The sequence below is a fragment of the Desulfotomaculum sp. genome, assembly GCA_003513005.1.
Taxonomy (GTDB): domain Bacteria; phylum Bacillota; class Desulfotomaculia; order Desulfotomaculales; family Nap2-2B; genus 46-80.
The window spans coordinates 1-21,007 of record DOTD01000069.1 but is presented as its reverse complement, the minus strand read 5'-3'; the positions used below and the strand labels follow the sequence as shown (position 1 = coordinate 21,007).

The following is a 21,007-nucleotide window of genomic DNA, read 5'->3' as shown; positions in this document are numbered from 1 at the left end:
TTCCAAAAGTCCTTAAAAGCTGCAATACTTATTCAGGCGCGGGCATGCCTTTTTGGAGAAATAATTATTTTCCGGTAAGGTTCCTCGCCCTCACTGTATGTATAAATGTCCTCCAAACCCTGCAGGGTTGTGTGAATAATCCTCCGCTCATGAGGACTCATCGGTTCAAGGACAACATTCCTGCCTTTCTGCCTGGCCTTTTCAGCCAACCTCAAAGCAAGTTCCTCCAGCGTTTGTTCCCTGCGTACCCGGTATCCTCCGACATCAAGCAAAACCTTGCATTTTCCCTCCTGCTTTTTATTTACACCAAGGTTTACCAGATATTGAAGAGCGTCAAGCGTTTCCCCCCGCTTACCGATTAACACGCCCAAACCTTCTCCCTGGATATCTATTGATAAAATCCCGTTGCCTTCCCGGATATCCATATCTGCTGAAAAATCCATTGCTTTAAAGATTTTTTCCAGCAAGCTTCTGGCTCGTTGAGAAGGAGTCTCCTTAACGCGCACGCGGACTTTGGCCATACGGTTCCCTAAAATGCCAAACAGCCCCCGTGCCGGTTCCTCCAACACGTCTACCTGCGCCTGTTCAACTCCTATACCTAAATCAGCCAAAGCCTGTTCTACAGCTTCGCTGACTGTTTTACCTACCTTTTCCACTTCCGCCACTTTCCGTTATAGCCTCCTTTATTCCTGCAATCTGCTTGTTGACAAAGTATTGCTGAATAATACCCATAATATTAAAAACAACCCAGTACAAAGACAAACCGGCAGGAACAGTTGTACAAATATATACTATAAAAACCGGCATAGTATATAACATTATTCTCTGTGTTGGATCATTTGTCGTCATGGTCATCTTGGACTGCAGGTATGTTGTTACACCAGCCAATAAAGGCAAAATAAAAAGGTGATCGCCAACCTGGCTTAAATTGCTTATCCATAAAAATCCTGCATATGCAGGGTTAGTATATTTAAAATACAAAAGAGCACGGTAAAGAGCTATCAGAATAGGCAACTGGACGATCAGGGGCAAACAGCCGGACATCGGGTTTACCTTGTTCTGCTGGTATAACTCCATTATTTTCTTCTGCATTTTCTGGGGGTCTTTTTCCTTATACTTTTCCTGAATCTCCTTCACCTTGGGCGCCAGTTGCTGCATTAAGACCATCGAGCGCATCTGTTTTGCGGATAATGGATAAAGTGCAATTTTAATCAACACTGTCAGCAGTATAATAGCCAAACCGTAATTCGGCAGGTGTATCATGGCTGTAAAAGAAAAGAGCAAATTCATCAGATACGACATTCCATCGACTAGTGACTGAAACAATAAATCACCTCCAGATTATTCGCACGGGGATTTATATCTTTAGACCGGGTCATAACCTCCTGGGCAAAAGGGATGACAGCGCAGCAATCTTTTGGCCGTTTTCCACAAGCCAACAGCCAGCCCGTATTTAGAAACGGCCTGGCAGGCATATTCGGAACAAGTGGGATAAAACCTGCAGGAAGGCGGAAAGAAAGGTGAAATACACTTTTGATAAAACTTTATTAAAATAATGACAATCTTACTCATTAAGACCTCATTCTATACTTTACCAACCGAAGTTTTCCCGGCAACCCTGCCGCCCTGATTCTTTTTAAGAAGCAGGAAAATTTTATTCAAAAGTGTGTGGTAGTTTTCTAAAGCCGCGCCTTTTCTCGCAATAATTACATAATCATTGCCGTAAGGAAAAACCTCTTTATTTACCCTGCAAATTTCTTTCAGTTGTCTTTTTACCCGATTACGAACAACAGCTTTGCCAACTTTTTTTCCCACCGAAAAGCCGAACCTTTTTTCCGAGCTGTCCTTATTTCTGCGTATATAAAGAACCAAAGAAGAATTGGAAACTGATTTCCCTACCCGGAATATCCAGCGAAACTCCCTGTTTTTTTTAATAATCTTAAAACAACTGCTCATCCTGTTATAACCTGATTAACATATATATTTAACCTTACTTTTCTGCACTAGGCGGATAATTTTTTTCTTCCTTTGTGGCGCCTTCTAAGAATAATTTTCCTTCCTGAACGATCCGACATGCGTTTTAAAAATCCATGTATCTTTTTACGTTTTCTTTTTTTCGGCTGAAATGTTCTCTTCACCCTTTTACACTCCCTTGCGGCTTTCAAATAATTACACAAACTTTTAAAAGGTCTATAAAAAAAACACCGCGACACGTGTTCTCCCGATCACTTGATCATAAGCAGGATAATTATATAGTAAAAACCTGCCTTAAGTCAAGAAAAGCTTAGTAAGAAAAAAACCAGGCACAGATTAGGTTCAATTGACTTTTCATCCAGTTGCTACTTTCTTAAAAATTTGCTATTATAATTGTATAAGAAGGCCAGCGGCTAACCTGTTAAAATCATATTCCGGCAAGAAAAAATAAGCTCAAATTTTCCTTTTTAACCCTTATTATTTGGGTTTTTTTACCATGGAGGATAATAAATTAAATGAATCATGTTCAAGAAGCCTGGAATGATATCCTGGAGAAACTTGAGTCTCGTTTAAGCAGGCATTCTTTCGAAACCTGGCTGCAATCAGCCCAACCAATAGGTATATACGACCATGAATTATTTATCGAGGTTCCCGATCATTTTTCAAAGGAATGGCTGACAACTCATTACTCATTGACAATAAAAGAAATCTTGAAAGATATACTTGAAGATGACATTGAACTTAAATTTGTAACCGTAGGGGAAATACCTGATTCCCTGCTGGGCAAAATAAAGGACTCCAAATATGCCCAGGGTACAGAGAAAACTCACCTGCATAACCGGTATACATTTGACACTTTTGTTGTAGGCAGCAGCAACCGGTTTGCCCACGCGGCTTCGCTTGCTGTAGCCGAATCACCCGCCGAAGCTTATAATCCCCTTTTTATCTACGGCGGGGTTGGCCTTGGCAAGACACACCTCATGCATGCAATCGGCCATCATATAACTAAAAGCAAAAGGAATTTAAAAATTACTTACGTTACAACAGAAAGATTTACAAATGAGCTGATTACTTCCATTCAGGAAAATGAAATGGGTAAATTTAGGGCAAACTATAGAAATGTAGATATTCTTTTAGTTGACGATATACAGTTTTTAGAAAAAAAAGAAAGAACACAGGAAGAATTCTTTCATACTTTTAACACCTTGTATGAAGCAAATAAACAAATCATCATCTCGTGCGATCGCCTTCCTAAAGAGATCCCTACACTGGAAAACAGGCTTCGCTCAAGATTCGAATGGGGTTTGATTGCAGACATCCAGGCGCCGGATCTTGAAACCAGGATTGCCATCCTGCAAAAAAAATCTCAAATTGAAAAACTGGAAATTTCAAACGATATACTTGCTCACATCGCAAGTAAAATCGAATCAAATATACGCGAGTTGGAAGGCGCTTTAATTAAGATGATTGCATTCTCCTCCCTGCATAAATGTAAAATAACGGAGGAATTAGCCATCGAAGTTTTAAAGGACTATCTTTCACCTCAAAAAATAAAACCAATTACAATCATAGCAATTCAAAAGGCAGTGGCGTCATATTACAACTTGTCGCCGGAGGAATTAAAAACAAAGAAAAGAAGTAAAGACAGGGCTTTTCCGCGTCATGTGGCAATGTACTTATGCAGGCAGCTTACCGATTGCTCCCTGCCGCAAATAGGCGATGAGTTTGGCGGCCGCGATCATACCACTGTCATGCACGCCTGTGAAAAAATAAACGGCCTGATGCAAAATGACAGGGTATTACAGTTGCTTATTAAAGAACTTGAAGAAAATATCCGGCAGCAATAAATCAACCCGTTAAATAAAAGTTTTGCACATTAATTTTTTTTAAGAAACCCACGCCGGGTTTGAGATATTTTAAAGTTTCCACATAATCACACCTCCTATTACTAGTACTATTATTTTATCTCTAAATAAAAACAAGAACCTGAAAGGATGTCGCGGATGAAAATAACCATAAACAGATCAGACCTCCTTCATGCAATACAGACAGTTTATAGAACAAGCCCCGCCAAGATAACCATGCCTATTTTGGGCGGTATGCTGATCAAGGCGGAAGAAGACTTTATTACAGCTACTCTGACTGATATAGACCTTACTACACAATGCAGAGTACCTGCTAATGTTGTGGAAAACGACTTAATTTGCCTTCCCGCCCGCCAGATATCCGATATAATACGCCACCTTACTGACGATGTAATCAGTATCGAGACTTTGCCTGAGAAAGACTGTGCAAGAATTCTATACGGTGAATCAGAAATCAATATTTACGGTCTTCCACCGGAGCAGTTTCCTGAAATACCGCTTCCCAGTGGAGAAAATTCTCTCAAGACGCCAAAAAAAATCTTTAAAGATATGATACGTCAGGCTATTTTTGCTGTTTCCACAGATCGAACACGTCCTTTATTCACAGGTGTGCTTTTTGAGATTTCGGACCAAAAACTCCGCCTTGTGGCTACAGATACTCATCGTCTTGCTTTAACGGAAACACGTCTGGAAGTATCAACACCGGCTTTAAATGTTATTGTCCCCGGCAGCGCGTTAAGTGAGTTAAACAGGATATTACAAGCTGAAGAAGAAAATATGGTCATTGAAATAGGCCAAAATCACGTCTTTTTTTCCACAGAGGATACAATCCTGTCCTCAAGGCTGATCGCAGGGCAGTTTCCTCTTTATAATCAAATCATACCGGCAAAATATATTTCACGACTTCAGGCAGGCGTAAGGGAAACATATGATGCGGTAAGAAGGGCTGCGCTTCTGCCGCAGGAAGAAGTTCCGGTAATTCATTTTTCACTCAGTAAACAGCAGTGTATTTTATTTTTAAATACTTCTGCTGGCTGGATTAGGGAAAAATTAAACGCAGACTATCAGGGGGAACCGTTGGAAGTTTTTTTCAACGCGCGTTACTTGATGGACTGTTTGCATGTTGTTCCAACGGATGATTTTTCTATAGATTTTACGGGTTCATTAAGTGCAGCTGTAATTCGCCCCTTGGAAAGGGACAACTTCCTTTCCTTATTACTGCCGGCCCGTCCCCGGGAGGAAAAAAATTTATAAGTTAGGTGGCGAATTTTAGATGCTTATCCATTTGGGAGGAGATGTGGCTATCCCAGGAAAATGTATAATTATGATTCTAAACAGCAATGTAGAAAAGTCATCTATAGTTAAAGATTACCTGGCAGTTGTAAAAGAGGAGAATTTTGTCCATGATCTTGCTGATGAGGGATCGGGGAGAGCATTTATAATTACGGACCGCGGTGTTTTTATTTCACCCGTTTCGAGCGCTACTTTAAAGAAAAGGTCGGATAGTATTTTGGAAAGCGTCTTTCCAAAGAAACAGTAAGCAAAGGAAGGTTTTGTATTGGATTTTAAAGAAAATAACGGCGACTATGACGTAGGTGAGATTCAGGTATTGGAAGGAATGGAGGCCGTAAGGCTAAGGCCGGGCATGTATATTGGCAGCACCGGCGCAAGAGGCCTCCATCACCTTATTTTCGAGGTAGTGGATAACAGCATAGATGAGGCTGTGGCAGGATTCTGCAGTTGTATCGAAGTTGTCCTGAATAAAGATGAAAGTGTTGCAATTATTGACGACGGGAGAGGTATTCCCGTTGGTATACATCCAAAAACAGGTTTACCGGCTGTCGAAACGGTTTTAACCATACTCCATGCCGGCGGTAAATTTGGAGGTAAAGGTTACAGGGTTTCCGGAGGATTGCATGGCGTAGGAGTATCTGTAGTTAACTCCCTTTCCGAATGGCTTGAAGTAGAAGTAAACAGGGATAACTTTGTTTACTTTCAAAAATATTGCCGCGGGGTGGCAGTAACATCTTTAGAAGAACGCGGCCCGGTAAGCGCAGGTTGTACAGGCACAAAAATTACTTTTAAACCCGATCCTGAAATTTTCGAGGAGACCGAATTTAATCAGGAAACTGTTATTCAAAGGTTGAGGGAACTTTCTTTTTTAAATAAAGGTTTGAAGATATTATTAAAAGATGAACGGACGGATCAGGAGTTCAGCTTTCAGTATGAAGGCGGTATTAAGGATTTTGTCAGGTATTTAAATAAAAACAAGGGCGCTCTGCATAACCCCATCTATTTCAGCAAGGAAAAAGAAGATATTCAGGTTGAGATTGCCTTGCAGTATACAGACGGTTACGTGGAAAGCATGTTTTCATACGCCAATAATATTCATACAGTTGACGGCGGAACGCACGAAGCGGGTTTTAAAAGCGCCCTGACCAGAGCCGTCAATGATTACGGCCGAAAAAATAATTTACTTAAAAACGGTATGTCTGCACTTTCCGGAGAAGATATCCGCGAGGGGCTGACTACAGTGATCAGTATTAAAGTTCCCGAACCGCAGTTTGAGGGACAGACTAAAACCAAACTTGGGAACACTATTGTCAGAAGTGTTGTTGATTCTGTTGTAGCGGACGGAATAACCACATTTTTAGAGGAAAACCCCGCCATTTCCAGGAGATTAATTGAAAAGATAGTTACCGCGTCCAGGGCGCGTGAGGCAGCGAGGAAAGCCAGGGAACTTACCAGAAGAAAAACTGCGCTGGAAAGTTCCACACTGCCGGGTAAACTTGCGGACTGCTCGGAGCGGAATCCTGCTGAGTCCGAGATTTACCTTGTCGAAGGCGATTCGGCTGGAGGTTCCGCCAAACAGGGCCGCGACCGCCGTTTTCAGGCTATACTCCCGTTAAGGGGCAAAATTCTCAATGTGGAAAAAGCCAGGCTGGATAAAATTCTGGCTAACGAAGAAATCCGGGCTATGATTACAGCCTTTGGTACTGGAATAAGCGAGGATTTTGATATCACCAAAGCGCGCTACCACAGGATTGTCATCATGAGCGACGCTGATGTTGACGGTTCTCATATCAGGACGCTGCTGTTGACTTTTTTCTATAGGTATATGCGGCAGTTAATCGAACACGGTTATGTTTATATAGCTCAGCCGCCGCTGTTTCAGGTATCCAGGGGCAAGATGCAGCACTATGTTTATAACGATGCCGAACTGGAACAACTGCTGGAAACAACCGGCAGAAACGGCATATCCATAAAACGTTATAAAGGGCTTGGCGAGATGAACCCGGAGCAGCTCTGGGAAACTACAATGAATCCCGAAAAAAGGACTATGCTGAGAGTAAACCTTGAAGATGCGATTGAGGCGGACACTGTATTTTCAATGCTGATGGGGGACCAGGTTGAGCCGCGGCGGGAATTTATTCAGGAAAACGCTCTCAATGTCCGCAACCTGGACGTATAAAATTCATTTAAGGGAAGCGAAACAGCAGTGATTCTTGGTAAGTTTAAGGATATTGACATAAATGAAGAGATGAAACACTCCTATCTTGATTATGCGATGAGTGTTATCATAGGGCGCGCCCTGCCGGATGTCCGTGACGGTCTAAAACCCGTACACAGGAAAATAATTTACGGAATGTACAAGCTCGGCATGACATCTGAAAAACCTCACCGCAAGAGCGCCAATGTTGTTGGTTTTGTCCTTCAGAAATTTCATCCTCACGGTGATGTGTCTGTTTATGACGCCATGGTCCGGCTTGCCCAAAATTTTGCCTGCCGTTATCCTTTGATTGACGGGCATGGCAATTTCGGTTCACTGGACGGCGACGCTCCTGCGGCGATGCGTTATACTGAAGCCCGCCTGGCTAAAATAGCCGGCGCCATGCTGACGGACATTGACAAGGAAACGGTTGATTTTATACCCAACTATGATGAAACTGATGAGGAGCCTGTTATCCTGCCTTCCCGTATACCAAACCTTCTGATCAACGGTTCGTCGGGAATAGCTGTCGGTATGGCGACGAACATCCCGCCCCATAATTTAGGCGAAGTTATTGACGGTATCATCATGCTGATCGATGATCCGCAGACAACTGTTGAACAGATTATGGACAAAGTACAAGGGCCAGATTTTCCTACCGGCGGATTTATCATGGGCCATCGGGGAATAAGGGAAGCATACAGCAGCGGCCGGGGTTCGATCAAAATGAGGGCAAAGACAGAGATCGAAAAAATCGGCAGCGGAAAAGAAGCTATTATCGTCAATGAGATACCATATATGGTTAATAAAGCAAGGCTGGTTGAAAAAATTGCCGAGCTGGTTAAAGAAAAAAAGATTGACGGTATAACCGATTTAAGGGATGAATCGGACCGTAAGGGACTGCGGGTAGTCATTGAGTTAAGACGCGGCGTTGATCCCCAGGTAATCCTGAATTATCTTTATAAACACACACAGCTTCAGGAAAGCTTCGGTGTAATTATGCTTGTGCTTGTCGAAGGAAAACCACAGGTCCTTAACTTGCGTGAGATTCTTTACCACTACCTGAAGCATCAAAAAGAAGTTGTCACGAGAAGAACCAAATTTGAACTGAACAAGGCCGAAGAAAGAATCCATATTGTCGAGGGCTTAATAATCGCCCTTGACCACATCGACCAGGTCATTGAAACAATACGCTCTTCCAGAACGGTGGAAATTGCCAGAAAGGCTCTTTGTGAGCGCTTTGATCTTACTCAGAAACAAGCTGACGCAATTTTGGACATGCGCCTGCAGCGCCTGACCGGGTTGGAAAGGGAAAAACTTGACCGTGAATATGAAGAGCTGAGAGAAAAGATTTCAACCTTGCGCGGCATTCTGGCTGATGAGGCAAAAGTATATCAAATTATCAAAGAAGAACTTAAAGATATAAAAGAAAAATTTTCCGACCAGAGAAGGACTCAGATATTAACAGAAGAAGTAAACTTGAATGACGAAGATTTGATTGCCGAAGAAGAAGTTGTGATTACGGTGAGCAACCAGGGCTATATCAAAAGGATCCCCCTGGATACATACCGCAGGCAAAGAAGAGGCGGCCGCGGTGTTTTGGGGATGGGCACAAAGGAAGAGGATTTTGTGCAGCATCTTTTCATTTCCAACACACATCATTATTTGATGTTTTTTACAAGCAAAGGCAAGGCTTACCGCCTAAAAGTCTATGAAATACCGGAAGCCGTCAGGCAGGCCAAGGGACTTCCTCTGGTAAACCTGCTGTCCCTGGAGGCGGGTGAAAAAATAACCGCGATAATTCCTGTCAAAAAGATTGACCCTGACTCATATTTGTTTATGGCCACGAGCAAGGGAGTTGTAAAGAAAACTCGCCTGGACGCTTTTGACAGCAACCGAAAAGGCGGGGTAATCGCGGTTACCCTGGACGAAGACGACGATCTGGTTGATGTAATGCTGACCGATGGGAACAGTGAAGTAATCATCGGCACCAGAAACGGATTAGCTATAAAATTCAATGAAGAACAGGTCTCGTCTCACGGGAGGACTTCACGCGGCGTCAGGGGCATATTGCTGGAAAAAGACGATGTTGTTGTTGGTCTAGGTGTAATTACACCCCGGGACCATGTGCTTGTCGTTACCGCAAACGGCCACGGCAAGCGCACACCGGTTAAAAACTACCGCCTTCAAAATAGAGGCGGCCATGGAGTAATCAACATTAAGACAAGCCCCAAAACAGGTCCTGTAGTCGCTCTTAAAGTTGTCAAGGAAGACGAAGAGCTTTTGCTGATCTCCAAAGAAGGAATTATAATCAGAATGAAAACAAGCGAAATCTCAGTTATGGGCCGTTCCACCCGGGGTGTTCTGATTATGCGTTTGGATAAGGATGACCTTGTTGTAGGAGTAGCCAGGATTAGTTCAGAGGAAGAGGAATAGGAATAAATAGGTTTAGTATAATTTTACAATTACTGGAGGAGTAAGACGTGGCTCAGAAGGGAACCTGGACAGTAAAAACCGGCCTTGCGGAAATGCTCAAGGGCGGAGTTATTATGGATGTCACAACGCCGGAACAGGCCAAAATAGCGGAGGAGGCAGGCGCCTGCGCGGTTATGGCTTTAGAAAGGGTTCCGGCGGATATTCGGGCTGCCGGCGGAGTGGCGCGGATGGCCGATCCCACTGTTATTATAAAAATTATGGAAGCAGTAACCATCCCGGTAATGGCCAAAGCCCGGATAGGCCATTTTGCCGAAGCGCAGATTTTACAGGAGTTGGGCGTTGATTATATAGATGAAAGTGAGGTATTGACGCCGGCCGACGAGCAGCATCACATAAACAAGCATGCTTTTGATGTGCCTTTTGTCTGCGGCGCCCGCAACCTTGGAGAGGCTCTCAGGCGCATCGGCGAAGGCGCGGCCATGATCCGGACGAAGGGTGAGCCTGGAACGGGCAATGTTGTTGAAGCCGTGCGCCATATGCGCCTGGTTGCCGGTGAAATTAGACGCCTGTCCAATTTGCTTGAAGAGGAAATTATGTCGGCGGCCAAGGAAATGCGCGCGCCTTATGACCTTGTGCTCAAAATCGCCCGTGAGGGGAAGCTTCCCGTGGTAAATTTCGCCGCAGGCGGAATAGCCACGCCGGCAGACGCCGCGATGATGATGCAGCTGGGCTGCGACGGCATTTTCGTAGGCTCCGGAATATTTAAGTCGGAAAATGCCCCTGCAAGAGCCCGTGCAATTGTAGCGGCAACTACTCATTACAATGATCCTTCAGTTCTTGCTGAAGTTTCAAAAAATCTGGGCACAGCTATGCCTGGACTTGAAATAGCGGCTATTCTTCCTGAACAAAGAATGCAGGATCGGGGTTGGTAGCGCAGTGATAGTCGGCGTTTTAGCATTACAGGGCGCTTTTAGGGAACACCAGCTGATATTGGCGGGCTTAGGTGTCAGCTCCTGTCAGGTTCGCAAGCCGGGAGATCTGCAAAGCGTTGACGCCTTGATCATTCCCGGGGGTGAAAGTACAACTATCAGTAAACTTCTGGCCGATTACGAGCTTTTTGACAGAATCTGCTTACTGGTTAACGAAGGCCTGCCTATTTTAGGCACCTGCGCAGGGGCTATCCTGATGGCGAAAGAGATAGAAGATTCAACTTTGCCAGGCCTTGGGTTAATGGACCTGAAAATAAGAAGAAACGCCTTTGGACGCCAGGTGGACAGTTTTGAAGAGGACTTGCCGATACCGGTCCTGGGGGAGGAGTCTTTCAGGGCGGTTTTTATACGTGCGCCCCAGATAACAGGCGCCGGCCCCAACGTAGAGGTACTGGCAAGTTACAACGGTCAGATTGTCATGGCCAGACAAAATAAAATGCTGGCTGCAACATTTCATCCTGAACTAACGGCTGATCAACGTTTCCATAAATACTTTTTAGGCCTTTAAAAGTATCTTAAAAACTTCTTCCCTTGTTTTTATTCAGGGACAAGAGGTTTTAAATTTTTAACGGGAGCGTTCGAAATAAGAAGGGAGAGACAAAAATGAAGGGCAAACAATATTTAATGATCCCGGGTCCGACACCACTTCCGCCGGCAGTGACAGCAGCGATGTCGATGCCCATTATAGGGCACCGCAGTGAAGATTTCGCAAATCTTTTAAGTGTCGTCGCGGGAAAACTAAAAGAAGTTTTTCAGACGAAAAACGATCTTTTTGTGCTCACAAATTCTGGAACGGGCGCAATGGAAGCAGCCGTTGCCAATGTAATAAACCCGGGGGACAGTGTCCTGGCGCTGATTACCGGTAATTTCGGTGAAAGGTTCGCCAATATAGCGAAAGCATACTCCGCTGATGTCGACGAGGTTAATTTTGAATGGGGCAGGGAAGTTGATCTGCGTGTAGTTGAAGAGAAGCTGGCCAGCCGCAGTTACAAAGCCGTACTAGCCACCCAAAATGAAACATCCACGGGGGTAATCAACGATATCGCCGGGATAAGCGCTTTGGTATCCGGCACGGATGCTCTTTTAATGGTGGATGGTGTAAGCGGAATGGGCGGAATTGAGTTAAAAACTGATGAGTGGAAGGTGGATATTGTAGTCACCGCTTCACAGAAAGCATTCATGCTTCCGCCCGGCCTGTCCATGATCAGTGTAAGCGACAAAGCCTGGAAAATTATTGACCAAAACACTTCCCCGCGCTTTTATTTCAGCCTGCCGGCGGCGAAGAAATCTATAGCCAAGTGGAATACGGCATATACACCAAATGTGTCGCTTCTCTTCGGTTTGAACGCAGCCCTTGACATGATGCTTGAAGAAGGCATGAAAAACGTCTACGAGCGCCACCTGCTTTTAGCCAGGGCAGCCCGTGCGGGTGTAAAAGCGCTTGGCCTGAAGCTTCTTGCCGAAAATCGCTGTGCTTCGCCTACCGTTACGTCTGCTTTTGCTCCGGAAGGATATGATGTGGAAAACCTGCGCAAGATATTGCGCAAACAATATGGAATTGTTTTTGCGGGCGGACAGGGTCATTTAAAGGGGAAAATCTTCAGGATAGCTCATATGGGTTATGCTGACAAAATGGATATAATAATAGCTTTAGGAGGGCTTGAAATGGCCCTTCAGCAGATTGGCTGCAAAATAGAACCAGGCGCCGGCTTAAGGGCTGCTGAAAAGATTTTTTTAGGGGAGGAAGAGGTATCTTGAAAGTTCTAGTTATGGATGGCGTCACCGAAGAAGGGCTTACTCCCCTGCGTAAGGAAAAAAACATAGAGGTTGTCATTGGTAAGCCTATGAATGAAGAGGAGCTTGTTTCCACAATCGGCGGTTTTGACGCTCTGATCGTCAGAAGCGCCACCAAGGTTACTGAAAATGTCTTAAATGCAGGGGACCGGTTGAAGATAGTCGGGCGCGCAGGAGTAGGCGTGGATAATATAGATATAGAGGCGGCCACACGCAGGGGGGTACTTGTAGTAAACGCCCCGGACGGGAATACAATTGCCGCTACCGAGCATGCCATTGCCATGATGCTTGCCTTGGCGAGAAACATCCCGCAGGCGGCCGCCAAGATGAGAGAAGGCATTTGGGATAAGAAGTCGTTTACCGGTATTGAACTAAGGGGAAAAGTCCTCGGGATTATTGGGCTGGGGAGAATAGGCATGGCAGTGGCCAAAAGGGCGCATGCGCTGGAAATGGAAGTTATCGCCTATGATCCTTATATGAGCCCGGAAAAGGCCGATACTCTTTCAGTAGAACTTCTGCCTCTGGAAGAAATTTTCAAAAGGGCTGACTTTATAACTATTCACGCTCCAAAAACCAAAGACACCTTATCTTTGATCAACGATCAGGCTTTCTCTTTAATGAAAGATGGCGTAAGAATCGTTAACTGCGCCCGCGGCGGCGTGATCAATGAGGCCGCTTTATACAAGGCCATGCTTTCAGGAAAGGTAGCGGGAGCAGCGCTGGATGTTTTTGAAGTTGAGCCGGCTACGGACAGCCCTCTGTTAAAACTGCCCAACTTTATAGCCACTCCCCACCTGGGAGCATCTACGAAGGAAGCCCAGATTAATGTTGCCATTGATGTATCCAAAGAAATCGTTGATGTCATGAACGGCAGGCTGGCCAAAAATGCTGTCAATATACCTTCTATAAGTGTTCAGACCCTTAATGTGATCGGTCCGTTTTTAAGCCTCGCCGAAAAAATGGGCGGATTTCTGGCCCAGCTGCTGCGCGGGCGGCTCAGCAAACTGGAAGTAATTTATAGCGGGGAAATATTCAGTGTCGATGTAAGCCCCATAACCACCGCTGTAATAAAGGGTTTGCTTGACCCTGTGCTTAATGAATCGGTGAACTATGTCAACGCGCAGCTTTTAGCAAAAAACAGGGGACTGAAGGTTCTCCATTCCGTGAACGGGGAAGCTATGGGGTATGCAAACCTGATTACTCTCAAGGTGTCCACCGACCTTGAAGAAAAATGTGTGGCCGGTACGCTGTTGGGCAAGAATGACGCGCATCTCGTAATGATTGACGGTTACCGTGTGGATACCATACCAAGCGGTCATCTTATGTATGTTCCTCATTACGATAAGCCGAGAATTATCGGCCCTGTAGGTGTCCTGATTGGTGAGCATGACATAAACATAGCATCCATGCAGGTAGGACGTAAGGACAGGGGCGGGACGGCGATCATGATGCTTTCGGTAGACGCCCCGGTTCCGGAGGAAACTTTAAAAGCAATCTCCCTCATCGAAGGAGTGCTTGATGTCAGGATGGTCAGCCTCTAAAAAAGCTTTTTTAAAACCGTGTGGTATTTTACAAATTGAAAACCGGGTGTTACAATTAGTAAAGTTTGTCAATACTATGGTATTTAAAAAGCTATTTTTCGGAGGCTTGAAATAAAGGATGCTTGATTTAAAATTTGTCCGCAGCCGCCCTGAAATCGTTAAGGAGGCTCTTGAAAAAAGAGGGTCCGGAATAAGCCTGGAAGGTTTCCTGGAAGCGGACAATAATTGGCGGAAAGTTCTTGCCTTTGCCGAAAGCTTAAAAGGAAGGCGCAATACAGTCTCCACGGAAATCGGCAGGCTTAAAAAGCTCGGCCAGGATGCTCCGGAGCTTGTCTCGGAAATGAAGAAGGTTTCCGGCGAAATCAAGGAACTTGATGAAAAGACGCGCCAGCTTGAAAGGCAAATCAGGGACAGCCTTTTGGGCATACCGAATATACCTCATGAGAGCGTTCCCTCCGGTTCAAGCTCGGATGACAATGTTGTTGTCCGCAAATGGGGCACGCCCCGGCCGTTTGATTTTCCTGTCAAAGCGCATTGGGATATTGGCGAGCTTCATGAGATGCTGGATTTTGAAAGAGGGGGGAAAGTCAGCGGCGCAAGATTTGTTTTTTACCGGGGAACCGGAGCCCTTCTGGAAAGGTCCTTATTTAACTTCTTTCTTGATACTCACACAAAAGACCATGGCTATACGGAGGTCTTCCCGCCCTTTCTGGTAAACAGCGGCAGCATGTTTGGCACCGGCCAGCTCCCCAAATTTGCCGAAGATATGTTTAAAGTTGAGGGGACGGACTATTATCTGATTCCTACGGCGGAAGTTCCCGTAACGAACCTTTACCGGGATGAAATTCTGGATGCTGATAAACTCCCCGTGAAACACTGCGCCTACAGCGCGTGTTTCCGCGCTGAGGCGGGCGCCGCCGGGCGGGATACCCGGGGTTTAATCCGCCAGCACCAGTTTAATAAAGTTGAGCTTGTTAAATTCTGCAAACCTGAAGAGTCCTATGAGGAACTTGAAAAGCTAACTCAGGACGCCGAGCGGATCCTGCAGCTTCTTGAACTGCCGTACAGGGTTGTTTCGTTATGCGCCGGCGACCTTGGATTCAGTTCCGCCAAGACTTATGACCTGGAAGTCTGGCTGCCTTCCTATGGGGAATATAAAGAAATTTCTTCATGCAGCAACTTCGTTGATTTTCAAGCGCGGCGGGCAAACATAAGGTTCCGTCAGGGCAAGGGGAAACCACAGTACGTGCATACTTTAAACGGTTCGGGACTGGCTGTGGGACGCACAGTGGCGGCAGTGCTGGAAAATTATCAGCAGGAGGACGGCTTTGTAAAGGTGCCTGAGGCACTGGTTTCCTATATGCATGGACTAAAGATAATTTAAGGGTTATGTTTCACGTGAAACATTTCCAGGTATTTCCAGATGGCCGGTATTTTCAAAACTTATTTCTATTTTTCCGCCTCCGTTTACGGAGGCTTTAATTTTTATTTTTGCCTGCAGTATATTTTGCAGCTTTTTTTCTTTTTCACCGTAATTGAAAGATTGTTCGCTTTCTGCCTTACAGGGCGCTGTTCTGGAAGTGAAACAACCGCAGCTTCGGAATCATCAAAATGTTTCACGATAGCGTTTATTTTTTTAAGCCCTGCAGTCTGGCATGCCCTGAACCTTCTTTCCCCGGCGATAAGCTCATATCCGTCAGTCATTTCCCGGACCAGGACCGGCTGGAGCATTCCATGTTCTTTAATTGAGAGGGCCAGGGAAGCGATTGCTTCCTTTTTAAAATCTGTTCTGGCCTGGGAAGGGCAGGGCCTGATCAGATCAATATTTATTTCTTGAACAGCCTTCTTGCCGCTGTTCGTGCTCATGTCCTCCGGTATAAGAGCGTCCAATCCCCGCCCCAGGCCTTTTTTAAGAGACAAATTAAGCCACCCCCTTTTCATAAGTCCAGAAGTTCTTTGGCAGGTTCTTCGTCAACCACCTAGATACTCAAGTTTGTTCTGCCAAGCTTTTTTTGGTTTATTCCTAAACCGCTGGTAGTATTGGCCTGGGGATCAAAATCGATGATCAATACTTTTTTACCAAGCAGCGCCAGCCAGGCCGACAGGTTTACTGTTGTTGTAGTTTTGCCGACCCCGCCTTTTTGATTGGCTATGGCTATTACTTTTCCCAAGTATAACACTACCAGTAATGACATATTATACCTAATTATTTTCAACATTTATACCATTATTCCTTCTTAAAAAAAAGATCCCATAAAAAATTACTGGCCTACCCTTTTTGGGCAGGCCAGCTAATAAGTGATGGCGGAGAGAGCGGGATTCGAACCCGCGACACAGGTTTTAGCCCATGTAATCGCTTAGCAGGCGATCGCCTTAAGCCGGCTCGGCCATCTCTCCATAGTATTTAAACCTGGCGGAGGGAGTGGGATTCGAACCCACGGGGCCCGTAAATGAACCCAACAGTTTTCAAGACTGCCTCCTTCAACCGCTCGGACACCCCTCCAGTTTAGGTCACACATTTAAAAGTATAATATCCAACCCCGGTGTTGTCAATCAGGCGCTTCTTATTCTATGTATTTGCCGCGGTACATGATCATTGGTTTTAAATTTTCTTTGTCTATGTCCGCCGCAACTACCTCGCCGACAAACAGAGTACGGTTACCCGCCGGATATTGTGCAGCCACTTTGCATTCCATATTGGCCAGGCATCCGGCCAACCGGGGAACCTTAACCACAGTAGAAGGGATTGTTTCGATTTTAAGCTGTTTGACTTTATCGACATTCCGTCCGGAACGGGAGCCGCAGACGACGGCAATTTCCTTTTGTTCCGAGCCAAGAATACTGACCATAAATTCTCCTGTTTCGGAAATCATACTATGAGTGTACCTTGATTTGTCGATAGAGATAATCAGCTGCAGCGGGTTGGCGCTGATCTGGGTTATCCAAGCCGCAGTCATTATATTGTGCTGTCCGTTCTGTGTTGCGCCAACCAGGCAAACCGGCCAGACAAGGCTCCGGACAGCCAGGTTCATAAGTTCTTTATCCAATTTCACACACCTCCAGTTTAGTTTATTATTATGCGTCAAAATTGCCAAATCCTGCTTTTTAAAAACAAAAATACTTTTTTATTAAAGATATAATATGCCCAGTTTGAACACATATTGACAAGGGATCTAAAACGGTCAGTTAGTAAGAACAGCAATATCATTCTTTTTCTGCTTTGCTTTGTACAGAGCCTGATCAGCGATTTTAATGATTTGATCTTTGCCAATTATCGAATCCTTTTTAATTGAAGCCACGCCAATACTGACACTAATTTTAAAAGTACTGCCTTCGTACGAAAAATAGCGGTTATTTACGATCAGTCTGATTCTATCCGCAATGATAAGTGTCTCTTCTGGCTCGGTTTGGAAAAGAATTACTGTGAATTCTTCACCGCCCCACCTGGCGACCAGGTCATTTTTTCTTGTGCAGAAACGAAGGATTTCGGCAAATTGCTGTAATACCTTATCGCCTGCCATGTGCCCAAATGTGTCATTGATACATTTGAAATTGTCAATGTCTATTAGAAGCAAGGATATTAAACCCTTTGATATTAGCCCGGATAATTTTTCATTGAAATATTTTCTGTTATAAAGTCCGGTCAGCATGTCAATATGTACCTGTCTGTTCAATTCTTTGATTTGGATGCCGTATATTATACTGATTATCATCTGGAAAATTGCGAATAAAACCCAGGCCGGGAACTGATTAAGACTATTCTGCCGATCTATAAAAAATGTGATCAGCCCGAAAAATACCCAGCCGGATAATAAGATAACAATAGGAGCATATTTGTAATTTTTATTTTTCATCAAAACCACCGGTAACAGCCCCCCCACTTTTAAAAGAGAATTATAGACAGTATTTTACATTAAATGTTGGCTGAAGGCAAATAATAATTATATGCAATGGGCAAGTTCAGCTAAGGACAGAACTTAGATACAGTATTTATAAAGTGAGGGTGAATGAAAATAGGAAGAAAAGAGATAGATAATAAAAATATTGGTCAGAGGATGCGCCATGAGAGAGAAATACTCGGGCTGTCACGGGAAGAGCTTGCAGAAATTATAGGGCTTTCGGATTATTATGTCGGTCAGTTGGAGCGGGGGGAAAGACAGATGAGCCTTCCCGTTTTCGTAAAGGTGGCCGGCTGTTTGCATGTTTCCCTGGATTATCTGGTCTGGGGCAAGAACTCCCTCCACAATGATAAATATATCCATGATGAGAGTACCGCTTACGAGATATTTCAAAACGATAAAGATTCCGAAGAAATAAAGGAATTAATCGGAAAGCTTTCAATAAAGGAAGTCGAGTTAATCAAAAAGGTTATCAAAACTATTATTCCATACCTGGGCAAAGATTAAGACCAACTGTTTAAGGTATTACAATATACTTTCCTCCAGCGCCTTCCCGCCCGATCTTAACTAATAAGAAACAAATACCCTACTCTCCTGGCTCTAAAAAAGTTTCTTGCAGGCAGTTCCGGACCCCATGATTGACAATGTACATACATAAAAGTATAATAGTTTTTCAGGTGGTCTTATGAATTTATTAGTTGAGGGCTTTGAATGGGACCCTGCTCACCAGCCCAAGGGTAATATCCGGCATATTGCAAACCACAACGTTTTCCCGGACGAAGCAGAGGAAATTTTTGAGCTTCCTGAAGAAGTATTAATAAGAAAAACGCGGCAGGGCTATCGTATAGCCTATGGCCGCTCCAACGCAGGAAGATATCTTTTAGTGGTTTTTATAATTAAACCCGGAAATATAATTAGAGTAATCACGGCCAGAGATATGAACCGGCGGGAACGCAGATATTACCAGTTAAATATTGAATAGTAAATTTACTTGAAAGGGGGCCTTTCTATGGCAGGAAAGATTGAAAAGATGCCTGAATTCATCAACGAGGAAGAGGCAAGAGAATTTTTTGATCAGCATGACACTTTGGACTTGCTGGAAGAAACAGAGCCTGAAACACTGGAAGTTGGGGCTGATTTGCAGAAAAGGCTCCGTGAGCAAAGAGAACAAAAACAAATGATCACTTTAAGAATTAACTTTTCTCACTTAAAAAAAGTCCGGCGCATTGCCCGCAAAAAGGGCATTCCTTATCAAACTCTAATTCAACTATGGATTGCGGAACGGTTGGAGAAGGAGTTCGATCAGGAGTTGTAATATCAGAATTGCAACGAATATAGGAAACCTCGTAAGGCAATCAGGAACTACTTGTCCCTGATTGCCTTTAAGCGACCAAAAAGAAACAATGATTTTTTTAATGGTAGCTGTAAAATAACTGTGGGTAATCACCAGTAATTACCAGGCGAAAGAACAAGGATTTTTTTAATGTAGTTTATTGATTGTTACCCAATTGTGTGCTACACTTAAATACGTGGAGATGATTGTAATGGAGTATCAAAATATTACTCTATCCCTGCCCAAGGATATTTTACTAAAAGCAAAACATATTGCTATAGAAAAACAAACTTCGCTTTCCGGTCTTTTGGCCAGAACGCTTGAAGAAATAGTAAAAAGAGAAGATTTGTATAAAAAAGCGCGTGAACGGCACCTGTCAATACTGAACAATGTTCCTGATCTAGGAACAGCCGGCAGCATAAACTGGTCCAGGGGAGATATTCATGAACGATAATTCCGGATGGCAGTTCGTGGATACAAATATTCTTGTTTATGCTCATGATATCTCCGCAGGAGATAAGTGTATCCGCGCAAAGGAACTTATTAATGAACTTTGGAATTCCGGCCGCGGCAGCATAAGCATTCAAGTATTGCAGGAGTTTTATGTAACAGTAGTACAAAAGGCAGCCAGGCCGATGCAGCCCCAGATGGCCGCTAAAATAATATCTGATTTATCGACATGGAGGTTGCATGTGCCGGATGTGAGTAATGTCCTGGAAGCTATTGATATCCAGCAGCGAAACAGGCTGTCATTCTGGGATGCCCTGATCATTTGCAGCGCAAAAAAACTTGGCTGTGTTGTGCTTCTGACTGAAGATCTTAATAGTGGCCAACTTTATGAAGGAATAAAGGCACAAAACCCATTTGCTTAAATTAAGAAAAACGATGCAGGGCTACCTGTTTAGCCTATGTCCGCTCCCGAGCAGGCTACTTGCTGCATGAGGGTTGAATATTTGTTGACATACCAATCCCGGTGGTATACATTTATGTTATCGATATTATTATAGTAAATGGAGGCGCAGAACATGGCTGAAGTAGTAGTATCCAGTAAGTACCAGATTGTTATTCCCGCTGAGGTCCGCAAGTCTTTGAGTATTAAGAAAGGCCAGAAGCTGCAACTTATAGTAGAAAATGACGGCATCAAGCTGATTCCAAACATGCCTCTTTCTGAAATGCGCGGTTTTCTACGTGGAATGAATACAAAAATAGAGCGGGATGAGGAGGAACGGTTTTGATTGTAGTGGATTCTTGCGGTTGGATCGAATTTCTTGCTGATGGTCCACTGGCGGATGATTACGCTCCTTATTTTGCCATACCGGATGAGATCGTTACACCATCGGTAGTGGTTTATGAAGTAACCAAAAAAATCTGGCGGGAACAGGGTAAAGAAAAGGCGGTGCTTATAGTTGCCCAGATGCAACAAACAAGGATTGTTCCTTTTGATCAATATTTAGCCATTGCTGCTGCTGAAGTCTCCCTAATCCGGGGTTTGCCCATGGCTGATGCGATTGTCTATACGACTGGTTTGGAGCGCGGTTGCAAGGTGGTTACCGGCGACCGCCATTTTAAAGATCTGCCCGGTGTAGTATTTATTGGTGAAGGTAATGCTTAAATGTTCTGCGCCCCCAGCACTGGAGAAGGTTTCGATCAAAGTATTTTAAATTACTTTAGGCCTCCCTAGCTTCC

The 21,007-nt window shown here is 44.3% G+C and carries 26 protein-coding genes and 2 tRNA genes; 17 read left to right on the top strand and 11 right to left on the bottom strand.

From position 1 onward, the window contains the following. Positions 1 to 32: 32 nt before the first annotated feature. The 5 genes from DEH07_08160 to DEH07_08140 form a co-directional block, all read right to left on the bottom strand. Entirely contained in the window at positions 33 to 665 is a 633-nt protein-coding gene (locus DEH07_08160) for a protein jag (protein ID HBY04490.1), read from the bottom strand. Next, entirely contained in the window at positions 640 to 1,302 is a 663-nt protein-coding gene (locus tag DEH07_08155) for a hypothetical protein (GenBank protein HBY04489.1), read from the bottom strand. Before DEH07_08155 ends, DEH07_08160 begins: the two co-directional genes overlap by 26 nt. A gap of 63 nt (positions 1,303 to 1,365) precedes the next feature. Then, the gene (locus DEH07_08150) at positions 1,366 to 1,572 is read right to left on the bottom strand and encodes a membrane protein insertion efficiency factor YidD (protein ID HBY04488.1); all 207 of its coding nucleotides are present in this window, start codon (positions 1,570 to 1,572) and stop codon (positions 1,366 to 1,368) included. Between the two features lie 12 nt (positions 1,573 to 1,584). Further along, positions 1,585 to 1,956, bottom strand: a complete 372-nt coding sequence (locus DEH07_08145; GenBank protein HBY04487.1) for a ribonuclease P protein component — start codon at positions 1,954 to 1,956, stop codon at positions 1,585 to 1,587. A 47-nt stretch (positions 1,957 to 2,003) separates the two neighbouring features. Continuing rightward, positions 2,004 to 2,138 (bottom strand): 50S ribosomal protein L34, encoded by a 135-nt coding sequence (locus DEH07_08140; GenBank protein ID HBY04486.1) that lies wholly within the window; start codon positions 2,136 to 2,138, stop codon positions 2,004 to 2,006. Between the two features lie 351 nt (positions 2,139 to 2,489). Between DEH07_08140 and DEH07_08135 the strand changes: the two genes are divergently transcribed. From DEH07_08135 to DEH07_08090, 10 genes are all read left to right on the top strand, one after another. Further along, on the top strand, positions 2,490 to 3,821 hold the full coding sequence (locus DEH07_08135; protein HBY04485.1) for a chromosomal replication initiator protein DnaA: 1,332 nt from the start codon (positions 2,490 to 2,492) through the stop codon (positions 3,819 to 3,821). A 147-nt stretch (positions 3,822 to 3,968) separates the two neighbouring features. Further along, positions 3,969 to 5,093, top strand: a complete 1,125-nt coding sequence (dnaN, locus tag DEH07_08130) for a DNA polymerase III subunit beta (protein ID HBY04484.1) — start codon at positions 3,969 to 3,971, stop codon at positions 5,091 to 5,093. Between the two features lie 19 nt (positions 5,094 to 5,112). Next, the gene (locus tag DEH07_08125; protein ID HBY04483.1) at positions 5,113 to 5,379 is read left to right on the top strand and encodes a DUF370 domain-containing protein; all 267 of its coding nucleotides are present in this window, start codon (positions 5,113 to 5,115) and stop codon (positions 5,377 to 5,379) included. Between the two features lie 18 nt (positions 5,380 to 5,397). After that, a complete protein-coding gene (gyrB, locus tag DEH07_08120; protein HBY04482.1) occupies positions 5,398 to 7,311 on the top strand; it encodes a DNA topoisomerase (ATP-hydrolyzing) subunit B in 1,914 nt (637 codons plus the stop codon). Between the two features lie 69 nt (positions 7,312 to 7,380). Further along, positions 7,381 to 9,765, top strand: coding sequence for a DNA gyrase subunit A (locus tag DEH07_08115; protein HBY04481.1), 2,385 nt, complete (start codon positions 7,381 to 7,383; stop codon positions 9,763 to 9,765). Between the two features lie 47 nt (positions 9,766 to 9,812). After that, complete coding sequence (locus tag DEH07_08110) at positions 9,813 to 10,697, top strand: pyridoxal 5'-phosphate synthase lyase subunit PdxS (GenBank protein HBY04480.1); 885 nt, start codon at positions 9,813 to 9,815, stop codon at positions 10,695 to 10,697. Next, positions 10,684 to 11,262 carry a pyridoxal 5'-phosphate synthase glutaminase subunit PdxT gene (locus DEH07_08105; GenBank protein HBY04479.1) on the top strand — a complete coding sequence of 193 codons (579 nt, stop codon included), beginning with the start codon at positions 10,684 to 10,686 and terminating at the stop codon, positions 11,260 to 11,262. The genes DEH07_08110 and DEH07_08105 overlap by 14 nt, the downstream gene beginning before the upstream one ends. A 95-nt stretch (positions 11,263 to 11,357) precedes the next feature. Continuing rightward, complete coding sequence (locus DEH07_08100) at positions 11,358 to 12,512, top strand: aminotransferase (protein ID HBY04478.1); 1,155 nt, start codon at positions 11,358 to 11,360, stop codon at positions 12,510 to 12,512. After that, the gene (locus tag DEH07_08095; GenBank protein HBY04477.1) at positions 12,506 to 14,089 is read left to right on the top strand and encodes a phosphoglycerate dehydrogenase; all 1,584 of its coding nucleotides are present in this window, start codon (positions 12,506 to 12,508) and stop codon (positions 14,087 to 14,089) included. The genes DEH07_08100 and DEH07_08095 overlap by 7 nt, the downstream gene beginning before the upstream one ends. 118 nt (positions 14,090 to 14,207) lie before the next feature. After that, the gene (locus DEH07_08090; protein HBY04476.1) at positions 14,208 to 15,473 is read left to right on the top strand and encodes a serine--tRNA ligase; all 1,266 of its coding nucleotides are present in this window, start codon (positions 14,208 to 14,210) and stop codon (positions 15,471 to 15,473) included. 101 nt (positions 15,474 to 15,574) lie between these two features. Here DEH07_08090 and DEH07_08085 read toward each other — a convergent pair whose 3' ends face one another. The 6 genes from DEH07_08085 to DEH07_08060 form a co-directional block, all read right to left on the bottom strand. Then, entirely contained in the window at positions 15,575 to 16,030 is a 456-nt protein-coding gene (locus DEH07_08085) for a hypothetical protein (GenBank protein ID HBY04475.1), read from the bottom strand. Between the two features lie 38 nt (positions 16,031 to 16,068). Next, a complete protein-coding gene (locus tag DEH07_08080) occupies positions 16,069 to 16,260 on the bottom strand; it encodes a hypothetical protein (protein ID HBY04474.1) in 192 nt (63 codons plus the stop codon). Between the two features lie 131 nt (positions 16,261 to 16,391). Further along, positions 16,392 to 16,486, bottom strand: a tRNA-Ser gene (locus DEH07_08075). Positions 16,487 to 16,500: 14 nt separating this feature from the next. After that, positions 16,501 to 16,592: transfer RNA gene (locus DEH07_08070), tRNA-Ser, on the bottom strand. 61 nt (positions 16,593 to 16,653) lie between these two features. Beyond that, complete coding sequence (locus DEH07_08065; GenBank protein ID HBY04473.1) at positions 16,654 to 17,136, bottom strand: flavin reductase; 483 nt, start codon at positions 17,134 to 17,136, stop codon at positions 16,654 to 16,656. 135 nt (positions 17,137 to 17,271) lie between these two features. Continuing rightward, positions 17,272 to 17,952, bottom strand: coding sequence for a GGDEF domain-containing protein (locus DEH07_08060; GenBank protein ID HBY04472.1), 681 nt, complete (start codon positions 17,950 to 17,952; stop codon positions 17,272 to 17,274). Positions 17,953 to 18,096: 144 nt separating this feature from the next. Between DEH07_08060 and DEH07_08055 the strand changes: the two genes are divergently transcribed. The 7 genes from DEH07_08055 (at position 18,097) to DEH07_08025 (ending at position 20,933) form a co-directional block, all read left to right on the top strand. Further along, positions 18,097 to 18,495, top strand: a complete 399-nt coding sequence (locus tag DEH07_08055; protein ID HBY04471.1) for an XRE family transcriptional regulator — start codon at positions 18,097 to 18,099, stop codon at positions 18,493 to 18,495. 178 nt (positions 18,496 to 18,673) lie between these two features. Beyond that, the gene (locus tag DEH07_08050) at positions 18,674 to 18,970 is read left to right on the top strand and encodes a hypothetical protein (GenBank protein ID HBY04470.1); all 297 of its coding nucleotides are present in this window, start codon (positions 18,674 to 18,676) and stop codon (positions 18,968 to 18,970) included. A 27-nt stretch (positions 18,971 to 18,997) separates the two neighbouring features. Next, complete coding sequence (locus DEH07_08045) at positions 18,998 to 19,303, top strand: hypothetical protein (GenBank protein ID HBY04469.1); 306 nt, start codon at positions 18,998 to 19,000, stop codon at positions 19,301 to 19,303. 229 nt (positions 19,304 to 19,532) lie between these two features. Next, on the top strand, positions 19,533 to 19,775 hold the full coding sequence (locus tag DEH07_08040) for a CopG family transcriptional regulator (GenBank protein ID HBY04468.1): 243 nt from the start codon (positions 19,533 to 19,535) through the stop codon (positions 19,773 to 19,775). Then, positions 19,765 to 20,193 (top strand): PIN domain nuclease, encoded by a 429-nt coding sequence (locus DEH07_08035; GenBank protein HBY04467.1) that lies wholly within the window; start codon positions 19,765 to 19,767, stop codon positions 20,191 to 20,193. Before DEH07_08040 ends, DEH07_08035 begins: the two co-directional genes overlap by 11 nt. A 153-nt stretch (positions 20,194 to 20,346) precedes the next feature. Continuing rightward, positions 20,347 to 20,556: an AbrB family transcriptional regulator gene (locus tag DEH07_08030; GenBank protein ID HBY04466.1), complete on the top strand. Its 210-nt coding sequence runs from the start codon at positions 20,347 to 20,349 to the stop codon at positions 20,554 to 20,556. After that, the gene (locus DEH07_08025) at positions 20,553 to 20,933 is read left to right on the top strand and encodes a VapC toxin family PIN domain ribonuclease (protein HBY04465.1); all 381 of its coding nucleotides are present in this window, start codon (positions 20,553 to 20,555) and stop codon (positions 20,931 to 20,933) included. Before DEH07_08030 ends, DEH07_08025 begins: the two co-directional genes overlap by 4 nt. The last annotated feature ends 74 nt before the right edge of the window (positions 20,934 to 21,007 follow it).

Bases quoted from the DNA above. Each gene is read 5' to 3' on its own strand.
- DEH07_08125 (HBY04483.1), top strand. From the start codon at position 5,113: ATGCTTATCCATTTGGGAGGAGATGTGGCTATCCCAGGAAAATGTATA.
- dnaN (HBY04484.1), top strand. From the start codon at position 3,969: ATGTCGCGGATGAAAATAACCATAAACAGATCAGACCTCCTTCATGCA.
- DEH07_08085 (HBY04475.1), bottom strand. From the start codon at position 16,030: ATGAAAAGGGGGTGGCTTAATTTGTCTCTTAAAAAAGGCCTGGGGCGG.
- DEH07_08115 (HBY04481.1), top strand. From the start codon at position 7,381: ATGAAACACTCCTATCTTGATTATGCGATGAGTGTTATCATAGGGCGC.
- DEH07_08090 (HBY04476.1), top strand. From the start codon at position 14,208: ATGCTTGATTTAAAATTTGTCCGCAGCCGCCCTGAAATCGTTAAGGAG.
- DEH07_08030 (HBY04466.1), top strand. From the start codon at position 20,347: ATGGCTGAAGTAGTAGTATCCAGTAAGTACCAGATTGTTATTCCCGCT.
- DEH07_08100 (HBY04478.1), top strand. From the start codon at position 11,358: ATGAAGGGCAAACAATATTTAATGATCCCGGGTCCGACACCACTTCCG.
- DEH07_08155 (HBY04489.1), bottom strand. From the start codon at position 1,302: ATGTCGTATCTGATGAATTTGCTCTTTTCTTTTACAGCCATGATACAC.
- DEH07_08145 (HBY04487.1), bottom strand. From the start codon at position 1,956: ATGAGCAGTTGTTTTAAGATTATTAAAAAAAACAGGGAGTTTCGCTGG.
- DEH07_08150 (HBY04488.1), bottom strand. From the start codon at position 1,572: ATGAGTAAGATTGTCATTATTTTAATAAAGTTTTATCAAAAGTGTATT.
- DEH07_08050 (HBY04470.1), top strand. From the start codon at position 18,674: ATGAATTTATTAGTTGAGGGCTTTGAATGGGACCCTGCTCACCAGCCC.
- DEH07_08045 (HBY04469.1), top strand. From the start codon at position 18,998: ATGGCAGGAAAGATTGAAAAGATGCCTGAATTCATCAACGAGGAAGAG.
- DEH07_08055 (HBY04471.1), top strand. From the start codon at position 18,097: ATGAAAATAGGAAGAAAAGAGATAGATAATAAAAATATTGGTCAGAGG.
- DEH07_08035 (HBY04467.1), top strand. From the start codon at position 19,765: ATGAACGATAATTCCGGATGGCAGTTCGTGGATACAAATATTCTTGTT.
- DEH07_08040 (HBY04468.1), top strand. From the start codon at position 19,533: ATGGAGTATCAAAATATTACTCTATCCCTGCCCAAGGATATTTTACTA.
- DEH07_08135 (HBY04485.1), top strand. From the start codon at position 2,490: ATGAATCATGTTCAAGAAGCCTGGAATGATATCCTGGAGAAACTTGAG.